The sequence below is a fragment of the Bacillus sp. ISL-46 genome (assembly GCF_018613205.1).
Genome location: NZ_JAGGQR010000027.1, coordinates 203,518 through 219,550, shown reverse-complemented (window position 1 = coordinate 219,550; position 16,033 = coordinate 203,518). Strand labels below are relative to the sequence as shown.

Sequence of the window (16,033 nt, the reverse complement as noted above, 5' to 3'; positions counted from 1 at the left end):
AGACAAACAAAAAAACCCTCTCATCCCAAAATAGGGACGAGAAGGTTTTATTCCCGCGGTACCACCCTGATAAATAGTACGAAATAATCGTTCTATCCTCTTAAACATTCGTAACGTGAATAACACGCCTAAGCCTACTATCCTTAAGAAGGAGGTTCGACCTGGAACTCGAGGGTGATTTTCCAATTTCCAACTTTACCGGGCTTCCACCACCCCCGACTCGCTTTTAAAAAGCCATAGAAAATTGTACTTTCCCTTTCATCGTCATTGACCATTCTTTATAACTGTTAAGAAATTATATGCTAAAAAAACGCATTTCGTCAAGCTAATGAATCTTCTTCTTGATGAACTTTTAGCTCTGTCGCATCTACCTCATACTCTAATAAATGATCCCAATCATCCGTGTTCAACATATCAAGCTGAGCTTCAATCAACATTTTAAAACGAGTTCGGAATACTTTTGATTGTTTTTTTAAATCCTCGATTTCAAGAGCAATTTTCCTTGCTTTTGAAAGTGATTCATTGACAATTCGATCCGCGTTTTTCTCTGCTTCCTTAATGATTAACTTCGCTTCCTTTTGGGCATTACGTTTTACATCTTCCCCAGCTTCTTGAGCAATGATGATTGATTTATTCAGAGTATCCTCAATAGTAACAAAATGACCAAGACGCTCTTTCATATCGTTTAAGCGTTCTTCCATTTCTTTTTTCTCTCTGAGTACTAATTCATAATCTTTGATGACTTGATCGAGAAATTCGTTCACTTCATCTTCATCATATCCTCTAAAACCCTTATTAAACTCTTTATTATGAATATCCAACGGTGTTAACGGCATTGATGCCACCTCCATACAATCTCTAATTCTATATGTATAAGCAATTATTCGACAACATTCTTCGAATTTCCTTCTTCACTTATGTAGTTATTTTTGTTTTCCGACATTTATTCGCCATTTTTCTTTTTTTGTTTTCCCTTCGATGGCGAGAATTTTTGCTCTGCCGTATCCTCTAACTGAAATCATATCACCAATATCGCATTCAAATGAAGGATTTTCGGTTAATGTCCAATTCACTTTCACGAGCCCTTGTTGAATAAAAAGTTGTGATTTTTGCCGTGATACATGATAAATACCTGAAATAACAGTATCCAATCGTAGTGAAGATACTGTTAAATCACTATCGACCAATAATTCATTGGTACGGATGGCATTCTCGATATCGGTTTCAGTTAGTTTAACGCCAGCCCTGCCAATTGTTTCGACATTAGTTTTTATATAGTCGCTTATTTCCTTTGCAGCGAAAAATTGGCATTTATCATCCTTATTGAGGATATCACCAAATTTCCCTCGCTTTAGCCCTAAAGACATTAACGTACCCAATACCTGTCGATGTTCGATCGTGACGAATTTGGTTGGATAATGGATTTCAAAAAGACTGATTTGAAATTCTTCTTCCGTGGCGGTTAGATAATCTGGAAAGATTAAGGCTCTTTTTCGTTCAACATCCGGGCTGCCGCCAAAAAGTTTATAGTTTACTTCACCATGTTCACCAATTAATATTTTTAGAATATGCTGTTCCCTTGGATCAAGAAAATCTGTTAACTTAGGAGTATATTGCGTCTCGACATAATCCTTCCAATTTAACACTTGGTCAATATATTCTCGTTCTTCTGGCCGGAAATGCTGGTAAATATTCATTTTTCAAAACACAACCTAGTTTCAGTATTCTTATGCAAGCCAGCGATATACACTGCCTAAACCACTGCTCGCGAAGTTTAAAACAAGAAATGCAACAATAGGTGATATATCCATCATACCAAGAGGTGGGATGATTTTTCTAAATGGCTCTAAATAAGGTTCACAAACTTTTGCTAAAAATTGACCAATAGAGGACTCTCTAGCATTTGGAAACCAAGACATTAAAATATAAATAATTAATGCCCACGAATAAACTTGAATTAACTGTTGTAATAAACTAAATACAAATGCCATTTAACATTACCACCTCGTATTTTGATTATCAAAGTCAGGAATCAGATCGGATATATTTCCTGACACCTCAACATTATCAGGAGTACATAAAAATATACTTAAACCAATTTTTTGAATGTCACCCCCGAGGGCATAGACAACTCCGCTTAGAAAATCAACAATTTGCCTGCCTTGTTCATTATCAATCCGCTGCAGGTTCACTACAACTGCCCGGCGATTTTTTAAATGGTCTGCAATATCAGTTGACTCAGAATATGTACGTGGTTCAACTAATATTACCTTGGATGACTTTGATGAAGTGGTAGTTTTTTGGACGCTTTGCAAGCTAACAACATTTTGGTTTTTTACCACTGGCAGATGCTGTTGCTTTTGCTTTACGGGAGCCGGTTCAACTGTTTGTGCATAATCATCATTATTATCATCATATTCATCATCTAAAAAGAAAAATGTTTTTAATTTTGATTTAATCGTCATTATCTTCTCTCCTAACCATCTTCACCAACAAGCGCTGTGCCTATTCTTACCATTGTTGACCCTTCTTCAATAGCAACTACATAATCATTAGACATACCCATCGAAAGCTCTGTGCATGGGGCGTAATCCAAATTTAGGGCTTGAACTTGATCGCGAAGCTCTCTTAATTTGCGAAAACATTCTCGAATTTGGTCTTCATCATCCGTTAATGGAGCCATTGTCATTAAACCTTCCACGCTAATCCTCTCAAATTTGCGAAGCGATTCAATAAAGACTATCGCATCTTCAGGACTTAAGCCGTGCTTAGATTCTTCCCCAGAGACGTTGACTTGAACCAGGCATTTTACCTTTTGTTCTGCTCGTTTATTGATTTCTTCTGCAAGAGAAATCCGGTCCAAAGAATGAATATATTCAACTATATTAATAATATTTTTTACTTTTCGCGTCTGAAGCGAACCGATGTAATGCCAATTAGGCTTGTCCTTAAGAACTTCCCACTTATGAAGGAGCCCCTCATCACGATTTTCACCTAAATTTATGATGCCAGCTTGTAATGCTTCGATAGCTCTCTCCGTACTAACATATTTCGTAACGCCTATCACTTTCACTTCTTCAGGGTCCCGCTCTACTCGAAGGCATGTCTCAATAATTTGTTGTTTTATTTGTTCAAACTTTACTGCAACCCTCATAAACTTTTCGTAGTCTCCTTCCAGCCAATAAAACTTACCATTCTTCCTGTCCTACCTTGATCACGGCGGTGGGAAAAAAACTCTTTATCACAACTAGAACAAAATCCAGTCATCTGAATATTAGTATCAGGTACACCTGAATTGACAATAATTTGTCTATTTACTTCACGTAAATCTAAAGAGTATTGGCCATCATTAATTAAATTATAGGGTAATGTTTCGACATCTACTAGTGTATTTTCAACTAAATTTATAACACGCTGATCAACAATATAACATTTTTCACAAATTGATGGGCCAATTGCCACAAAAATCTGTTGGGGATTAATTCCTTCTCTTCCCCATGCATTTATCATTTCCTTGGCAATTTGACCCACGGTCCCTTTCCAGCCAGCATGGGCAATTCCAATCATCCTTGATTCAGGTGCAATAAAAAAAAGAGGGACGCAGTCGGCAAAGCAAAGCGATAAAAGAATACCCTCCTCATTCGTATAAAAACCATCAGTGTCTTTAAAAGAATCTTCATAGGAATTTGACCCTTTACCTCGATCTGCTTTTGAAATTTTCTTAAGATGAATACCATGTGTTTGTTCTGCCCCAACCCAGGTGTTTAGAGGAAACTTCAGAAGTTCAGAAACTTTTCCTCGGTTAATGCAAACATCGCTTCTGTCATCTCCAACATGAAAGCCAAGGTTTAGGGTTTCGTAATTCCCTTTACTCGCTCCTCCATTTTTGGTTGTCATACCCGCAGCTAAACCAGGAAATTGCCTTATCCAGCTTTCTATTGAAAAAAATGACTCATTCTTTAAAACAAAGGGTTCCATTACCATACCTCTTTTGTTTTTTTCTATAGTTTACCATGAAACGAAAAAATGGTCACCGCAAATAACTATTGTCAAACCTCTGTTTCCGTTGAAAATCTCTCTTCACTTCCTTTATACCTTACCAAAATTACGTCCTGACCAATTTTAATGATATTTTTCCACGGAATAACCACGTCATCATCTTTTCCAAAAAAGCCGAGTACTCTGCCGCTGCCACTAATCACGACGGCATCAATTTTACCTGTGGTTAAATTGATCTCTATATCACCTATATTACCAAGCCTTTTTCCGTCTGATACATTAACCACATCTTTTATTTGGAATTCGGAAATTTTCACCATCATCTCTCACTCCCAGTTTTATTACTATAGAAAATATATGATTGTTCATATCATTTTAGTAAAAAGAATAAAAATAAAGCTGCCCAAAGGACAGCTTAACTTTGAATATTTTTATTCATTTGCCTTATGGCCGCTTTCTCTAGTCGAGAAACCTGAGCTTGAGATATCCCGATTTCATCCGCGACTTCCATTTGTGTTTTTCCTTGAAAAAATCGTTTACGTAAAATTAATTTTTCACGATCGTTTAACCTTCGCATTCCTTCTTTTAAAGCAATTTCTTCAATCCAGTGGATATCTTTATTTTTCTCGTCGCTTAATTGGTCCATTACATAAATTGGGTCGCCGCCATCATTATAAATTGGCTCGAAAAGGGACACTGGGTCCTGTATGGCATCAAGAGCGAACACGATTTCTTCGTGTGGAACTTCTAAGACCTTTGCGATTTCTTCTGCAGTGGGTTCACGTGAAGTTTCGCTCATCAATCGCTCCCTTACTTGGAGGGCCTTATAAGCTATATCCCTCAAGGACCTTGAAACGCGAATTGGATTATTATCACGTAGATACCTTCGAATTTCTCCAATAATCATTGGTACGGCATAAGTCGAAAACTTTACGTTTTGACCTAAATCAAAGTTATCGATTGATTTCATCAGTCCAATACAGCCAACCTGAAACAGGTCGTCAACAAACTCGCCTCGATTGTTAAATCGTTGAATGACACTTAATACGAGTCGTAAATTACCGTTGACGAGCTTTTCTCTGGCATAAATATCGCCCTCTTGCATTTGCTTGAAGAGTATTCTCATTTCTTCATTTTTTAATACAGGAAGTTTTGCTGTGTCCACACCGCAAATTTCAACTTTATTTCGAGTCAATCCTTTTCCCTCCTCACAGGAGTTGCTGTACAAAAAACAGTATTTCCTTGAGAAGGAAAAATATGCACTTATCCACGATGGTGGACAAGTGCATATTTGTCGAAGAATGTAATTAAGTCGCGAAATTCTTAGGTTTTTCGAATGAAAAAAATTTTCTTTTCTTTACACCATCTTATTAAATTCTTTCCTTAATCTTTTTATGATTCTTTTTTCTAATCTTGATATATAGGATTGGGAAATTCCCAGCATGTCGGCTACGTCTTTTTGAGTTTTTTCTTCCCCGTTTGTCAGACCAAACCGAAGCTCCATTATTTGTTTTTCACGGTCTGTAAGCTGATGCAGTGCTTTTGTCAATAACTTTCGGTCCACATTGGCCTCTAGGTCTTTTGTGATAATATCATCATCTGTTCCTAATACATCAGATAATAAAAGCTCATTTCCATCCCAATCAATGTTCAAAGGTTCATCAAAGGATACCTCTGATCTGATCTTATTATTACGTCGTAAGTACATGAGAATCTCATTCTCGATACATCTAGAGGCGTATGTAGCAAGTTTTATTTTTTTCTCAGGATTAAAGGTATTTACGGCTTTAATCAATCCAATGGTCCCGATACTAATTAAATCCTCGATATTAATACCTGTATTCTCAAATTTTCTAGCAATATAAACAACTAGACGGAGATTACGTTCAATTAATATCGACCTTGCGGCTTTATCACCACCCGGTAGTTTTTTTAACAACAACTCTTCTTCATCTTTACTCAAAGGAGGCGGTAATGCTTCGCTGCCACCAATATAATAAACTTCATCCGTTTTTAAGCCCAATTTCATTAATAGTTTATACCAGTAGTAGGATAGGCGAAGCCTCCATTTTTTCATGCGTGTTCCTCCTTCTAAAATATGTTTTTCTGAGTATAGTAATATTAACTCACCTTAACGGTTTCAGTTTCCTGTTTATGCCCAGTTAGCATTTTTGGATGAACAATACATTGAAATGCATCCTCACTAGAGAGTTGCTTTATTGTAAAAGATACAAGGCCTTTTTCACATAAATACTGAGTCCCGTTATGTTCGATCAATATGCTTTCAGGTTTAACCGCTATAATAAGCTGATGCTCTTGTCCAATCACGCGAGTAGGGATGATCCTGAGCCTGCTTTGCCATTCCTCTGGGATTTCTCCACTCCCTTTTAAAAGTATTTCTGGATCATCCGCAAGTTTCTGTATCGTTTCTGGGATTGTATCTAGTTGGTTTTTAATTGAGACGAACATAACAGGAAGCTTTGACAACGGATCATAAAGTTGGTTTCCACTATCCACTAATCCTTTAAAAGTAAGTGTTTCATTGTCAATTTCCACGGTTACTTTAACAATTTGATCAAATTGAATTTTGGTCATCTCCATACTTTCTACATTTTTTCTTGAGAAATGCCAGGCAACCGGAAAACCAATAAGAACGAATACCCAACTAATTGGGTCTCCAAAACCTTTTACACTGGTCATTAGGACCTTAGTTGTCAATTCAGAGTCATATTGAATAAAATAATGTGCCCCCATTAATGCCCCGCCAATTAAAAAAGTTGAAACATATAGCGTCATTAAGGCTTTAATGAAAAAAGTCATTCGCTTATACCCAAAGGTAATTAACACCATCAAGATTGAAAACATGAATTTTGAAATTGGATGGCTTGTATAGACATTTAATGGTGTAAATGATAATAAAATTATCATTGAACCAATAAATCCGCCAGCAAGTAGTCTCCCTAATTTAATTTCTCTTTTTAGAAAAATAGCTGTTAAATACAGAAGCAGGCTATCAAAAAACAAATTTAGTGCCCAAATCACATCTAAATAAATAGTCAGGCGAGCTTCCTCCCTTTAAATTGTCAGCTTTTCCTTTCTGTTTACGAAAAAGTATAACGTACTTGCATGGCTGAAGTGTGTCACTTTCTGTAATCAAAAAAACAGAATTTTCCACTATTCACAACGGATTTTGTCAGATAGATTTTGTTGCAATAAATAAAAAAAGACATGACCCATAATTGGCCATGCCTTTTTTAGATAATTCGAATTTATCTTCTCCGATTTCGGTTACGTAAGAAGGTTGGAATATCCAAAGTTTCTTCTTGGGAAACTTGGGTGTGGCGAACGGGTTCTTGCTGAACCTCTTCGCGTTTTGGCTGCTCTCTCTTAACATTGCCAATTGTCGGCTTGGCTTGTCCAAAAGTAGGACGAGTAGCTTTTGGCTGCATTCCTTCTTCTTTAAAGCCGGTTGCGATGACAGTAACAATAATTTCATCTTTAAGCGTTTCATTGATAACAGAACCAAAAATCATGTTAACTTCCTGGTCTGATGCGGTTGCTACAATATCGGCAGCTTCTTGCACTTCGTAAAGGCTTAAGTTTGTGCCACCTGTAATGTTCATAAGTACTCCTTGTGCTCCATCAATAGAGGTTTCTAATAAAGGAGAACTAATTGCTTTCTTAGCGGCTTCAGCTGCACGATTTTCACCGGCAGATACACCGATACCCATTAATGCTGAACCCTTATTAGACATAATTGTTTTTACGTCTGCAAAGTCCAAGTTAATAAGACCAGGGACAGCAATTAAATCTGAAATACCTTGTACACCCTGCCTGAGGACATTGTCTGCTTCACGGAAAGCTTCAAGCATTGGCGTACTTTTGTCAACGATTTCTAGAAGACGATCATTAGGAATCACAATTAGTGTATCTACAGCTTCCTTCATCGCACCGATTCCGCCTGATGCTTGACCTGATCGTTTTTTACCTTCAAATGTAAACGGACGAGTGACAACACCCACCGTCAATGCACCTAAGTCACGGGCAATCTGAGCAATAACGGGTGCAGCACCAGTTCCTGTGCCTCCGCCCATTCCAGCTGTAACAAATACCATATCTGCTCCGCTTAATGCTGCTTCAAGCTGTTCTTTACTTTCTTCTGCTGCTTTCTTTCCCACATCAGGATTAGCACCTGCACCTAGTCCACGAGTAAGTTTTGCGCCAATCTGCATCTTAACTTCTGCTTTAGAAAGATTTAATGCTTGAGCATCAGTATTTACAGCGATAAATTCTACCCCTTGAACGCCATGTTCAATCATTCGGTTTACCGCGTTATTACCACCGCCGCCTACTCCGATTACTTTTATTGTTGCAAGAGAATCTAAATTTGTATCAAATTCTAACATGACAATCCTCCTAATTCGTCGCTTCCTTTTTTGATTTTCCTATTCAAAAAAGTAACCAAGGAATTTTTTTACTTTTGATGACATCTTTTCTTCCGGATGTTTTTCTACTTTTGCTTTAGATTGTTGTTGTTGTTGTTTTGGTACTCTCTTTTCTACAGGTTCAGAAATAGTCGATGAACCAATGGTACCACCTGGTAATCTAGCATTCTTGTAGGCATATTTAATTAAACCGACAGCTGTAGTATATTGAGGTTCTCTCACACCAATATAGTCAGGGACGGCAATCCGAACTCGATTTTGTAAAATCACCTGGGCAAGTTCTAGAACACCTTGCATATTTGCCATACCGCCAGTTAAAACATAACCGCCAGGAAGGTCACTTAATCCTAGGCGTTTCATTTCATGTAAAACTAGTTCAAAAATTTCTTCCATTCTTGCTTCAATAATATCAGAAATCTCAAGCTGATTAAATTGTTGATGCTGATCACTGCCGATTATAGGAACACTGAATACTTCATCTTCTGAAGCCTCATCATAAAATGCGTGTCCATGTTTTACTTTGATTTTTTCTGCATCTTCTGTCGAAGTCCGTAACCCTACAGAAAGATCTTTCGTGATATAATCTCCGCCAACTGGAATGACACTTGTTTGTGTGATAAATCCTTCTTCGAAAACAGCGATCGTTGTAGATCCTCCACCAAGGTCAATAAGAGCTACCCCGAGGTTCTTCTCATCCTTTGACAAAGCATAATCTCCAGCTGCCAAAGGCTGAAGGACAATGTCTACAATCTCAAGTCCAGCGCGTTCTACACAGCGAAGTGTATTAATGATGATCGATTTGGATCCGGTAATGAGTGTTCCATCCATTTCCAAGCGAACACCAATCATACCGCGGGGATCATTAATTTCATCTTTACCATCCAGTATGAATTGTTTTCGAATAACGCCAATGTTCTCTCTCTCAGGCGGGATAGAACCAACGTGGGATGCTTCAATGACACGAATGACATCCTCATTCGTAATCTCTCGGTTTTGGCTTGAAACAGCTACAATACCATGACATTGTTGAAGCATAACATTGTTTCCAGAAATGCCAACCACCACATCTCTGATTTCCATCCCAATCATTCTTTCTGCTTGCTCAATTGCCCTTCTAATCGAATGAACGGTGTCGTCCATGTCCACGATCGACCCTTTGCGCAATCCTTCAGATTGCACATTTCCAACACCAATTATATTTAACGAGTCTTTACCCGAGTCATTGACCATTTCACCAATGATAACTTTCACACTGGATGTACCGATGTCAAGACTAACATATATTTCATTGCTGTTCATTCTTTGGCACCTCCTTTAGATTTCCTTAAGTTGAACAACAACTATTTTTTTTGTTCAATAAAAGTTTCATAGTAATATTTAAATTATTCGTCACAACTAATTGATTCCCTTTAAAAAGTTTCAATTTTTTTCTACTTTTTCTTTGTTTGTTGACCATTTCGTCAATATTATTCGCCTTATTACGGCAATATTCTGAAATAATCTGACACCAAACGCGAAAACTGCCGCTAAATACAAGTCTACACCAAGATGAACACCGAGAAAAGCTAAACTTGCAGCAAGCATTATATTAAAAAAGAATCCTGAAACAAACACCTTTTCATCATATATATTTTGCAGATATGCCCTGATGCCACCGAAAAGTGTGTCGAATGCCGCTAAGACAGCAATCGACAAATAATTGGAATATTCTTCAGGTATTCGAATCTCCGTTAACAAACCAAGTATGATTCCAATTATTAATCCAATGAATGGAAGCCACATTAAGAATCGCCCCCTTCTTCTGTCGGTTCCATGTAGCGGATACGAATGGAATTATCATAGGCAGGTACCGTTACGTTCGGATTTGGTTTTGAAATAGAAAGTCTGAGATTTTCAATAAAAAATTCTTCCGTAGATTTAGATACTTTCATCCGATTGTATAATTTTTCAGCTGTATTATTATCATCTACACCCACGATAACTTCTATCGGCAAACTATTAATTGTATGTCCATCGATTTTTGTTTCCCGATTGATGTCCCGAATGACAGACGTATTAATAATTCTTCGTCCATCAATCGCTACATATTTTGCTTCGTACATATTCAATTCATTGAGTAATCTTTTTAAAAGTTCTGGTGAAACCACCCTATTAACTGGAGTACCAGGCTTTATTTCTTCGATTACTGGCTCAATATGTAAGGTAATTCCAGGAACAGTAATTTTGGATAATCCAGCTTCAATCTTTAATTCATCTAATGTATCCTTTAAAGCTTGTTCCTTACTTTGTTTTCGCTTAGATTCATAGGCTGCCAGCTTTTCTTCATTTGAACGGATTTCACTTAATAAATTGGATTGAAGTTCTTTTTCTTTAAGTAACGCTTCACGAAGCTGCCAAATATCGCGTGTGTCACGTTCAGCAGGTTTTTTTACTGTTTGAAATTGGATCGCAATCATGAAACCGACCAAAATTGCTATTAATGTAAAACTTGCATTAATTTTTTGGTTGTCCACCTTTTTTCACCTAACCTTTTATATAATCATCCCGTGGACACTACTCCTGAAAATGGCTAACTTCCTAGAATTGGATTTAGGACAATTTCATCATTTTTTTCTAATGTAAAAACAATATTATCGTTCACTAGTTGATCCTTAACCCCTCCAACTAAGTTTATTGATGATGAAAGGACGTCAGGGTCTCCGATTGCTGTAATAATAAATGGTGCTGGATGTTCAATTCCATCCACAGTAATAACCGGTCCATTACAAATAATATAAGAATGACTTGTCAGCCTTTGCCCATTTATAGCAACAGCTGCTGCTCCTGATATATATAGTTCATTCACCACTTTAAATACATGGTGTTCATGAACAAGGTAATTATTAATATTATCTTCTTTTGGGTCGTATGCACCGTCAGTGAGAGTAATCTTAACCCCTTTACCCTGTACCTTCACCTTCCCCAAGAACATACGATATTTTTCGGCATCCTCAGCAAGATTAAGAAAGACCTGTGCTTCCTTTGAGAGGTCTTTTTCATTTTTAAGAACCAAATCTTGTTTTTGATGTAACTCTTTTTGCAGTTCTCGATTACTCTTTTCTTCTGAAATTAATTGATTTCTTAATGCTAGTGTCTTTTCCCACTGTTTACCCGATACATTTGGCTTCTCATTTTTATTTTCTATTTGCGTCAAATGATAAGAAAAGGCAATCATAAATCCTAATACAAGGCAGACGAGGGACAAGATAACATGTTTACCCTTCACCTTTATCTTGCTCAACTTCTTTTTCCTCCCCTTCTGTTTCAAAAGCCTTAAAGTAAGATCCTACTTCTAAGTCAATAATTCCCTTTTTGTTAGGATCTAATTGGGAGATAATTGAGGGATAATGCACCATTTTTTCTGAAAAACTTCTTAATGTCGCACTCACCTCGAATCCATCATTCATAAATAAGGATATATGAAATGGATCTGTTTTCTTGGGAGTATAATGGATTTCAGAGATCGAGTTTGAAATTTCTCTTGGAAGTTGTTCTAACTCTTTAACCAATTGATTGAGGGCTGCCCCTTCTTTAAACTCAAATAAAATTGGAGAATTAACAGGAATTTTATTTGCTGCTCGATTTTTTAGAATTTTCCCATTATCCATAACTGGAAGGAAATTATTCCCTTGTTTTAGATAGGCAATTCTTTTATATTCTTTTACTTGAATAATAACTGTACTAGGCCAGTGAATTTGAATATCAGCTTTTTTGATCTCGGATAATCGCTGTAATTTTACAATGGTTTCTTCCTTTTTTATTTTCCAAATATTCGTATTATTCGAAAGGCCGCTCTGACTGACTAATTCTTCAGCGGAATACACTCCATTGCCTTTTATTGTTATCGTCTTTACATGACTTAATGGTGATTGTGAGTAGGCGATAACTACTATCATTGTAAAAAACAGAATTAACAGGAGCACAAGGCGTCTATTCGCTTTTCGTCGTCTTTGCTCTTTAAGTTTAGGGATACGATCCTCGAGAGCAACGATTTTACCTTTTTCCATTTATTATTCCTCCAAATAAAAAGCAGCTGCCTCAGGAATAGCTAACTAAGCCTGTCCAAACATTCGATAGTGTTACCTTGAAAAGAGAAACAACGGCACGAAAAATCATGCCGTCAGTTACTTTTCGAGGTTGCACCTATAATATTATCAGTAATTATAACACAATATTTGTCATTCGTACGATTATTTTCTTTCTTATTTCCGTCCGATTATTTCTACCTCTGTTTCCATTTTTACATTATAAAGGCTGTAAATGGTATCCTTTACATGCTGAATTAAGTCAAGCACATCTGCTGCAGTAGCATTTCCAGCATTTACTATAAAATTCCCATGCATTTCCGATATTTTTGCACCGCCAATACTATATCCCTTTAACCCAGCATCTTCTATTAATTTTCCTGCGTAATTCGGAAGCGGGTTCCTGAATATACTGCCAGCACAGGGAAAATTCCATGGTTGGGTATCTTTTCGATAATCCTTATTCTTGATCATTTGTGATACAATGACTGCTTTATCACCTTCGACAAGTTGAAATGCAGCTTCTACAACAATGCCTGGTCTAATTTTCTGCAAGACAGATGTTCTATACGAGAATTTCATTTCATCATTCGAAAGCCACTCCATCGTCCCATCTTCAAATAAAATATGAGCCCTTGTCAGTATTTTGCTAATATCTGAGCCGTGTGCACCAGCATTCATATAAACAGCACCGCCAACAGACCCAGGGATTCCACTGGCAAATTCTAATCCGGCCATCCCTTTCTTGCTAATAAGTGTAGCCAAACTTATCAGGGAATGTCCGCCTCCCACTGTAATCTCTGAGCCATTAATTTTAAGTCCATCCACTCCAGAGCCAAGTTTAATTACCGCTCCTTCGATGCCTTTGTCAGAGACTAAAAGATTAGAACCTCTGCCAATCGCCCGCCAATTTAAGCTGTGTTTTTTTACCAACCCCATCACCTGTTTTAAATTTTCAACTGATGAAGGCTCAATAAAAAGATCAGCAGGACCGCCGATTTTGATTGTGGTGTGGTTGACAAGAGGTTCATTTATTTTCACTTTTCCTATATTTGAATTTTGCAATTCCGTTATTATTGCGTCCATATTTACCACCTATCTTTCGAAGATGCATTTATTTCAGTTTATGCTAAAAACGATTATGGGCTACCTTTGATTTGTTTTTACAAGCTCTTGCATTAAGGAATACAGTCTAATAGCTGAATCAGGCACACCTATTTTTTTAGCTTTTAGCTTCATTTCCTTTAAATTTTCATTATTTAAGAGAATACGATCGATGTGGTTCACAAGACTTTTATTATTTAAATCTTTTTCTAATAGTAATTCTGCCGCACCATGGTCACTTAAAGATTTAGCGTTTTTCTCTTGATGATTATTTGTAACATACGGGCTAGGAATAAGAATGCTTGGAATACCGAGCGAGGTAATCTCTGCTAGTGTCGTTGCTCCTGCTCTTGAAACGACTAGATCAATCCCCGCCAGAACCTCTGGCATATTATGAATAAAGGGCTTAATTACTACATTTTTGGGGTTTCCAATTAGATCTACTTCTTTTTTGACATCCTCAAAATGAACGTCTCCTGTAATATAAAGAATTTGATATGGCTTTTCAGCCAATTCCCCAAATGCCTTTACAACAGCCTCATTAATTGGCCTGGCACCACGGCTGCCGCCAAAGATTAAGACTGCTGGTATTGTTGTACTAAGCCCAGCTGCAAGACGTCCTTGAATCCCATCCTTGCCAATTACTTCGGATGCACGAGGATTACCTGTGAAAACAGTCTTCTCTTTCGGAAAGAATTCTTTGGCTTCTTCAAAACAAATCGCAATTTTATTTACATAACGGCTTAAAAATTTATTGGTAAGTCCAGGAACACTATTTTGTTCGTGGATAATCGTTGGGATACCGAGCTTTGACGCAGCATAAACAACAGGTCCGCATACATATCCGCCTGTTCCAATGACAATATCAGGTTTGAACTCTTTTAACATTCTTTTACTGTCTTTTACCCCTTTTAGAAAACGTAGGACAGTTTTTATATTTTCAAAGGAAAGCTTTCTTTGAAAACCAGTAATATGAATTGCTTTAAAAGAAATATTCTCCATCGGAACAAGCTTACTTTCCAAACCATTTTTAGTCCCAATATATAAAAATTGTGCATCTTTATTCTGTTTTTGAATTTCTCGAATTAGTGCGAGAGCAGGATAGATATGTCCGCCAGTCCCTCCACCGCTAACAACTATTTTCATTTTTCCACCTCATTAACTATTTAACACCTTATTGCCATAACTATCTTACTATAAAAACGAACGAAATAAAGCATATGAAAAAAGAATGTTATCTAATTGTAACCTTATGAATTAGATTTCGCTAAAAATAAAAAGAACCCTGCTGCTAAACAGGGGTAAGGTTCAAAAGCGAGAATACCTGCTAATATTAAGGAGAACACCGATCGCCATTAACATCAGGGTCAATGAAGAACCCCCATAGCTCAAAAATGGCAAGGTAATGCCCGTAACGGGCATTAGCCCTGTGACAACTCCAATATTAATCATTACCTGAATAGCCACCATGGCGATGATCCCTACGGCTAAAAAGCTGCCATATAAATCCGGTGCACCTAGGGCGATTCGAATACCTCTCCACAACAACAGTGCAAATAATAGTAATATAAATGAACCACCGATAAAACCTAATTCTTCAGATAGTATTGCAAAGATAAAGTCGGTCTGTGGTTCTGGTAAGTAAAAAAACTTCTGTCGGCTTTCGCCAAGTCCAAGTCCAAACAATCCGCCAGGTCCAATCGCAAAAAGCGATTGAATCATTTGAAAGCCACTTCCCTGCGGGTCGGACCATGGATCTAAAAAGGAAGTTATCCTTTTCATTCGATAAGGTGCGGAAGCAATTAAGCCGACAAACCCTGCTATACCCAACAGTCCAAGGAAAGAAAAATGGCTAATCCGTGCACCAGCAATAAAAATCATGACGACACAGGTTCCCATCATAACTGTTCCCGTACCTAAATCAGGTTGGAGCATGATCATTGAAAAGGCTAAAAAGGCAAGCCCTAATGATGGAACAAGACCTTTCTTAAATGAAGTAATGAGCTTTTGCCGTTCGGACAGATATTTTGCCAAAAAAGCTATCATCGCCAGTTTCATAAATTCTGAAGGTTGAATTGAAAAAGCCCCTACACCAATCCAACTTCGAGATCCATTTCTTTCATTACCTATTCCCGGAATTAAAACAAGAATAAGTAGGACAAAACAAATAATAATAAAGGTTTTCGACCAAGTCCTCCACGTCCAATAGTTGATGTTCATAATAAAAAACATAGCAGCGACTCCTACCCCTGCAAAAAGAGTTTGTCTTTTCGCAAAGAAAAAGGAATCATTAAATTTATATTCAGCCCAGATAGCACTTGCGCTGTAAACCATGATAAGCCCTATTGCCAGAAGCGTGAATGTTACGATCATTAAAATAAAATCGGGAGTTGTTCTTTTTGTCGGCACCACAATACACCT

General features: G+C 37.3%; 19 protein-coding genes and 1 other annotated feature. All 19 genes read right to left on the bottom strand.

Translation table 11 applies throughout. The features are described from left to right. Positions 1-29 precede the first annotated feature (29 nt). Positions 30-271: a binding site (T-box leader), on the bottom strand. 49 nt (positions 272-320) lie between these two features. Further along, a complete protein-coding gene (locus J7E67_RS16175) occupies positions 321-836 on the bottom strand; it encodes a DivIVA domain-containing protein (RefSeq protein ID WP_214713033.1) in 516 nt (171 codons plus the stop codon). Positions 837-923: 87 nt separating this feature from the next. Beyond that, a complete protein-coding gene (locus tag J7E67_RS16170) occupies positions 924-1,697 on the bottom strand; it encodes a YlmH family RNA-binding protein (RefSeq protein ID WP_214713032.1) in 774 nt (257 codons plus the stop codon). Positions 1,698-1,727: 30 nt separating this feature from the next. Then, the gene (locus tag J7E67_RS16165; protein WP_088086318.1) at positions 1,728-1,991 is read right to left on the bottom strand and encodes a YggT family protein; all 264 of its coding nucleotides are present in this window, start codon (positions 1,989-1,991) and stop codon (positions 1,728-1,730) included. Between the two features lie 6 nt (positions 1,992-1,997). Further along, positions 1,998-2,465, bottom strand: coding sequence for a cell division protein SepF (locus J7E67_RS16160; protein WP_214713031.1), 468 nt, complete (start codon positions 2,463-2,465; stop codon positions 1,998-2,000). 11 nt (positions 2,466-2,476) lie between these two features. Continuing rightward, positions 2,477-3,154 carry a YggS family pyridoxal phosphate-dependent enzyme gene (locus tag J7E67_RS16155; RefSeq protein WP_214713030.1) on the bottom strand — a complete coding sequence of 226 codons (678 nt, stop codon included), beginning with the start codon at positions 3,152-3,154 and terminating at the stop codon, positions 2,477-2,479. Beyond that, the gene (gene pgeF, locus J7E67_RS16150; RefSeq protein ID WP_214732338.1) at positions 3,151-3,978 is read right to left on the bottom strand and encodes a peptidoglycan editing factor PgeF; all 828 of its coding nucleotides are present in this window, start codon (positions 3,976-3,978) and stop codon (positions 3,151-3,153) included. Before pgeF ends, J7E67_RS16155 begins: the two co-directional genes overlap by 4 nt. Before the next feature lie 71 nt (positions 3,979-4,049). Continuing rightward, positions 4,050-4,319, bottom strand: coding sequence for a YlmC/YmxH family sporulation protein (locus J7E67_RS16145; protein ID WP_214732354.1), 270 nt, complete (start codon positions 4,317-4,319; stop codon positions 4,050-4,052). Positions 4,320-4,414: 95 nt separating this feature from the next. Then, the gene (gene sigG / locus J7E67_RS16140; protein ID WP_026566385.1) at positions 4,415-5,194 is read right to left on the bottom strand and encodes an RNA polymerase sporulation sigma factor SigG; all 780 of its coding nucleotides are present in this window, start codon (positions 5,192-5,194) and stop codon (positions 4,415-4,417) included. A 162-nt stretch (positions 5,195-5,356) separates the two neighbouring features. Further along, positions 5,357-6,076 carry an RNA polymerase sporulation sigma factor SigE gene (gene sigE / locus J7E67_RS16135; protein WP_088086313.1) on the bottom strand — a complete coding sequence of 240 codons (720 nt, stop codon included), beginning with the start codon at positions 6,074-6,076 and terminating at the stop codon, positions 5,357-5,359. Between the two features lie 44 nt (positions 6,077-6,120). Next, a complete protein-coding gene (gene spoIIGA, locus J7E67_RS16130; protein ID WP_308160422.1) occupies positions 6,121-7,053 on the bottom strand; it encodes a sigma-E processing peptidase SpoIIGA in 933 nt (310 codons plus the stop codon). 215 nt (positions 7,054-7,268) lie between these two features. Further along, positions 7,269-8,405, bottom strand: coding sequence for a cell division protein FtsZ (ftsZ, locus tag J7E67_RS16125; protein ID WP_088086311.1), 1,137 nt, complete (start codon positions 8,403-8,405; stop codon positions 7,269-7,271). A gap of 39 nt (positions 8,406-8,444) precedes the next feature. Further along, entirely contained in the window at positions 8,445-9,743 is a 1,299-nt protein-coding gene (ftsA, locus tag J7E67_RS16120) for a cell division protein FtsA (protein WP_214732337.1), read from the bottom strand. Between the two features lie 120 nt (positions 9,744-9,863). After that, positions 9,864-10,226 (bottom strand): small basic family protein, encoded by a 363-nt coding sequence (locus J7E67_RS16115; protein ID WP_066252602.1) that lies wholly within the window; start codon positions 10,224-10,226, stop codon positions 9,864-9,866. Continuing rightward, positions 10,226-10,957: a DUF881 domain-containing protein gene (locus tag J7E67_RS16110; protein WP_214732336.1), complete on the bottom strand. Its 732-nt coding sequence runs from the start codon at positions 10,955-10,957 to the stop codon at positions 10,226-10,228. The genes J7E67_RS16115 and J7E67_RS16110 overlap by 1 nt, the downstream gene beginning before the upstream one ends. Positions 10,958-11,013: 56 nt before the next feature. Next, positions 11,014-11,724, bottom strand: a complete 711-nt coding sequence (locus J7E67_RS16105) for a DUF881 domain-containing protein (RefSeq protein WP_251026800.1) — start codon at positions 11,722-11,724, stop codon at positions 11,014-11,016. After that, the gene (locus J7E67_RS16100) at positions 11,699-12,490 is read right to left on the bottom strand and encodes a cell division protein FtsQ/DivIB (RefSeq protein WP_214715976.1); all 792 of its coding nucleotides are present in this window, start codon (positions 12,488-12,490) and stop codon (positions 11,699-11,701) included. The genes J7E67_RS16105 and J7E67_RS16100 overlap by 26 nt, the downstream gene beginning before the upstream one ends. A 195-nt stretch (positions 12,491-12,685) precedes the next feature. Further along, on the bottom strand, positions 12,686-13,594 hold the full coding sequence (murB, locus tag J7E67_RS16095; RefSeq protein ID WP_214715975.1) for a UDP-N-acetylmuramate dehydrogenase: 909 nt from the start codon (positions 13,592-13,594) through the stop codon (positions 12,686-12,688). Between the two features lie 60 nt (positions 13,595-13,654). Then, positions 13,655-14,758 (bottom strand): undecaprenyldiphospho-muramoylpentapeptide beta-N-acetylglucosaminyltransferase, encoded by a 1,104-nt coding sequence (gene murG, locus J7E67_RS16090; RefSeq protein ID WP_214715974.1) that lies wholly within the window; start codon positions 14,756-14,758, stop codon positions 13,655-13,657. Between the two features lie 162 nt (positions 14,759-14,920). Continuing rightward, a complete protein-coding gene (spoVE, locus tag J7E67_RS16085; protein ID WP_214715972.1) occupies positions 14,921-16,021 on the bottom strand; it encodes a stage V sporulation protein E in 1,101 nt (366 codons plus the stop codon). Between the last annotated feature and the right edge of the window lie 12 nt (positions 16,022-16,033).

Excerpts from the sequence above, each read along its gene's own strand:
- J7E67_RS16175 (WP_214713033.1), bottom strand. The coding sequence starts at position 836 with ATGCCGTTAACACCGTTGGATATTCATAATAAAGAGTTTAATAAGGGT.
- J7E67_RS16170 (WP_214713032.1), bottom strand. The coding sequence starts at position 1,697 with ATGAATATTTACCAGCATTTCCGGCCAGAAGAACGAGAATATATTGAC.
- J7E67_RS16165 (WP_088086318.1), bottom strand. The coding sequence starts at position 1,991 with ATGGCATTTGTATTTAGTTTATTACAACAGTTAATTCAAGTTTATTCG.
- J7E67_RS16160 (WP_214713031.1), bottom strand. The coding sequence starts at position 2,465 with ATGACGATTAAATCAAAATTAAAAACATTTTTCTTTTTAGATGATGAA.
- J7E67_RS16155 (WP_214713030.1), bottom strand. The coding sequence starts at position 3,154 with ATGAGGGTTGCAGTAAAGTTTGAACAAATAAAACAACAAATTATTGAG.
- pgeF (WP_214732338.1), bottom strand. The coding sequence starts at position 3,978 with ATGGAACCCTTTGTTTTAAAGAATGAGTCATTTTTTTCAATAGAAAGC.
- J7E67_RS16145 (WP_214732354.1), bottom strand. The coding sequence starts at position 4,319 with ATGGTGAAAATTTCCGAATTCCAAATAAAAGATGTGGTTAATGTATCA.
- sigE (WP_088086313.1), bottom strand. The coding sequence starts at position 6,076 with ATGAAAAAATGGAGGCTTCGCCTATCCTACTACTGGTATAAACTATTA.
- ftsZ (WP_088086311.1), bottom strand. The coding sequence starts at position 8,405 with ATGTTAGAATTTGATACAAATTTAGATTCTCTTGCAACAATAAAAGTA.
- ftsA (WP_214732337.1), bottom strand. The coding sequence starts at position 9,743 with ATGAACAGCAATGAAATATATGTTAGTCTTGACATCGGTACATCCAGT.
- J7E67_RS16115 (WP_066252602.1), bottom strand. The coding sequence starts at position 10,226 with ATGTGGCTTCCATTCATTGGATTAATAATTGGAATCATACTTGGTTTG.
- J7E67_RS16100 (WP_214715976.1), bottom strand. The coding sequence starts at position 12,490 with ATGGAAAAAGGTAAAATCGTTGCTCTCGAGGATCGTATCCCTAAACTT.
- murB (WP_214715975.1), bottom strand. The coding sequence starts at position 13,594 with ATGGACGCAATAATAACGGAATTGCAAAATTCAAATATAGGAAAAGTG.
- murG (WP_214715974.1), bottom strand. The coding sequence starts at position 14,758 with ATGAAAATAGTTGTTAGCGGTGGAGGGACTGGCGGACATATCTATCCT.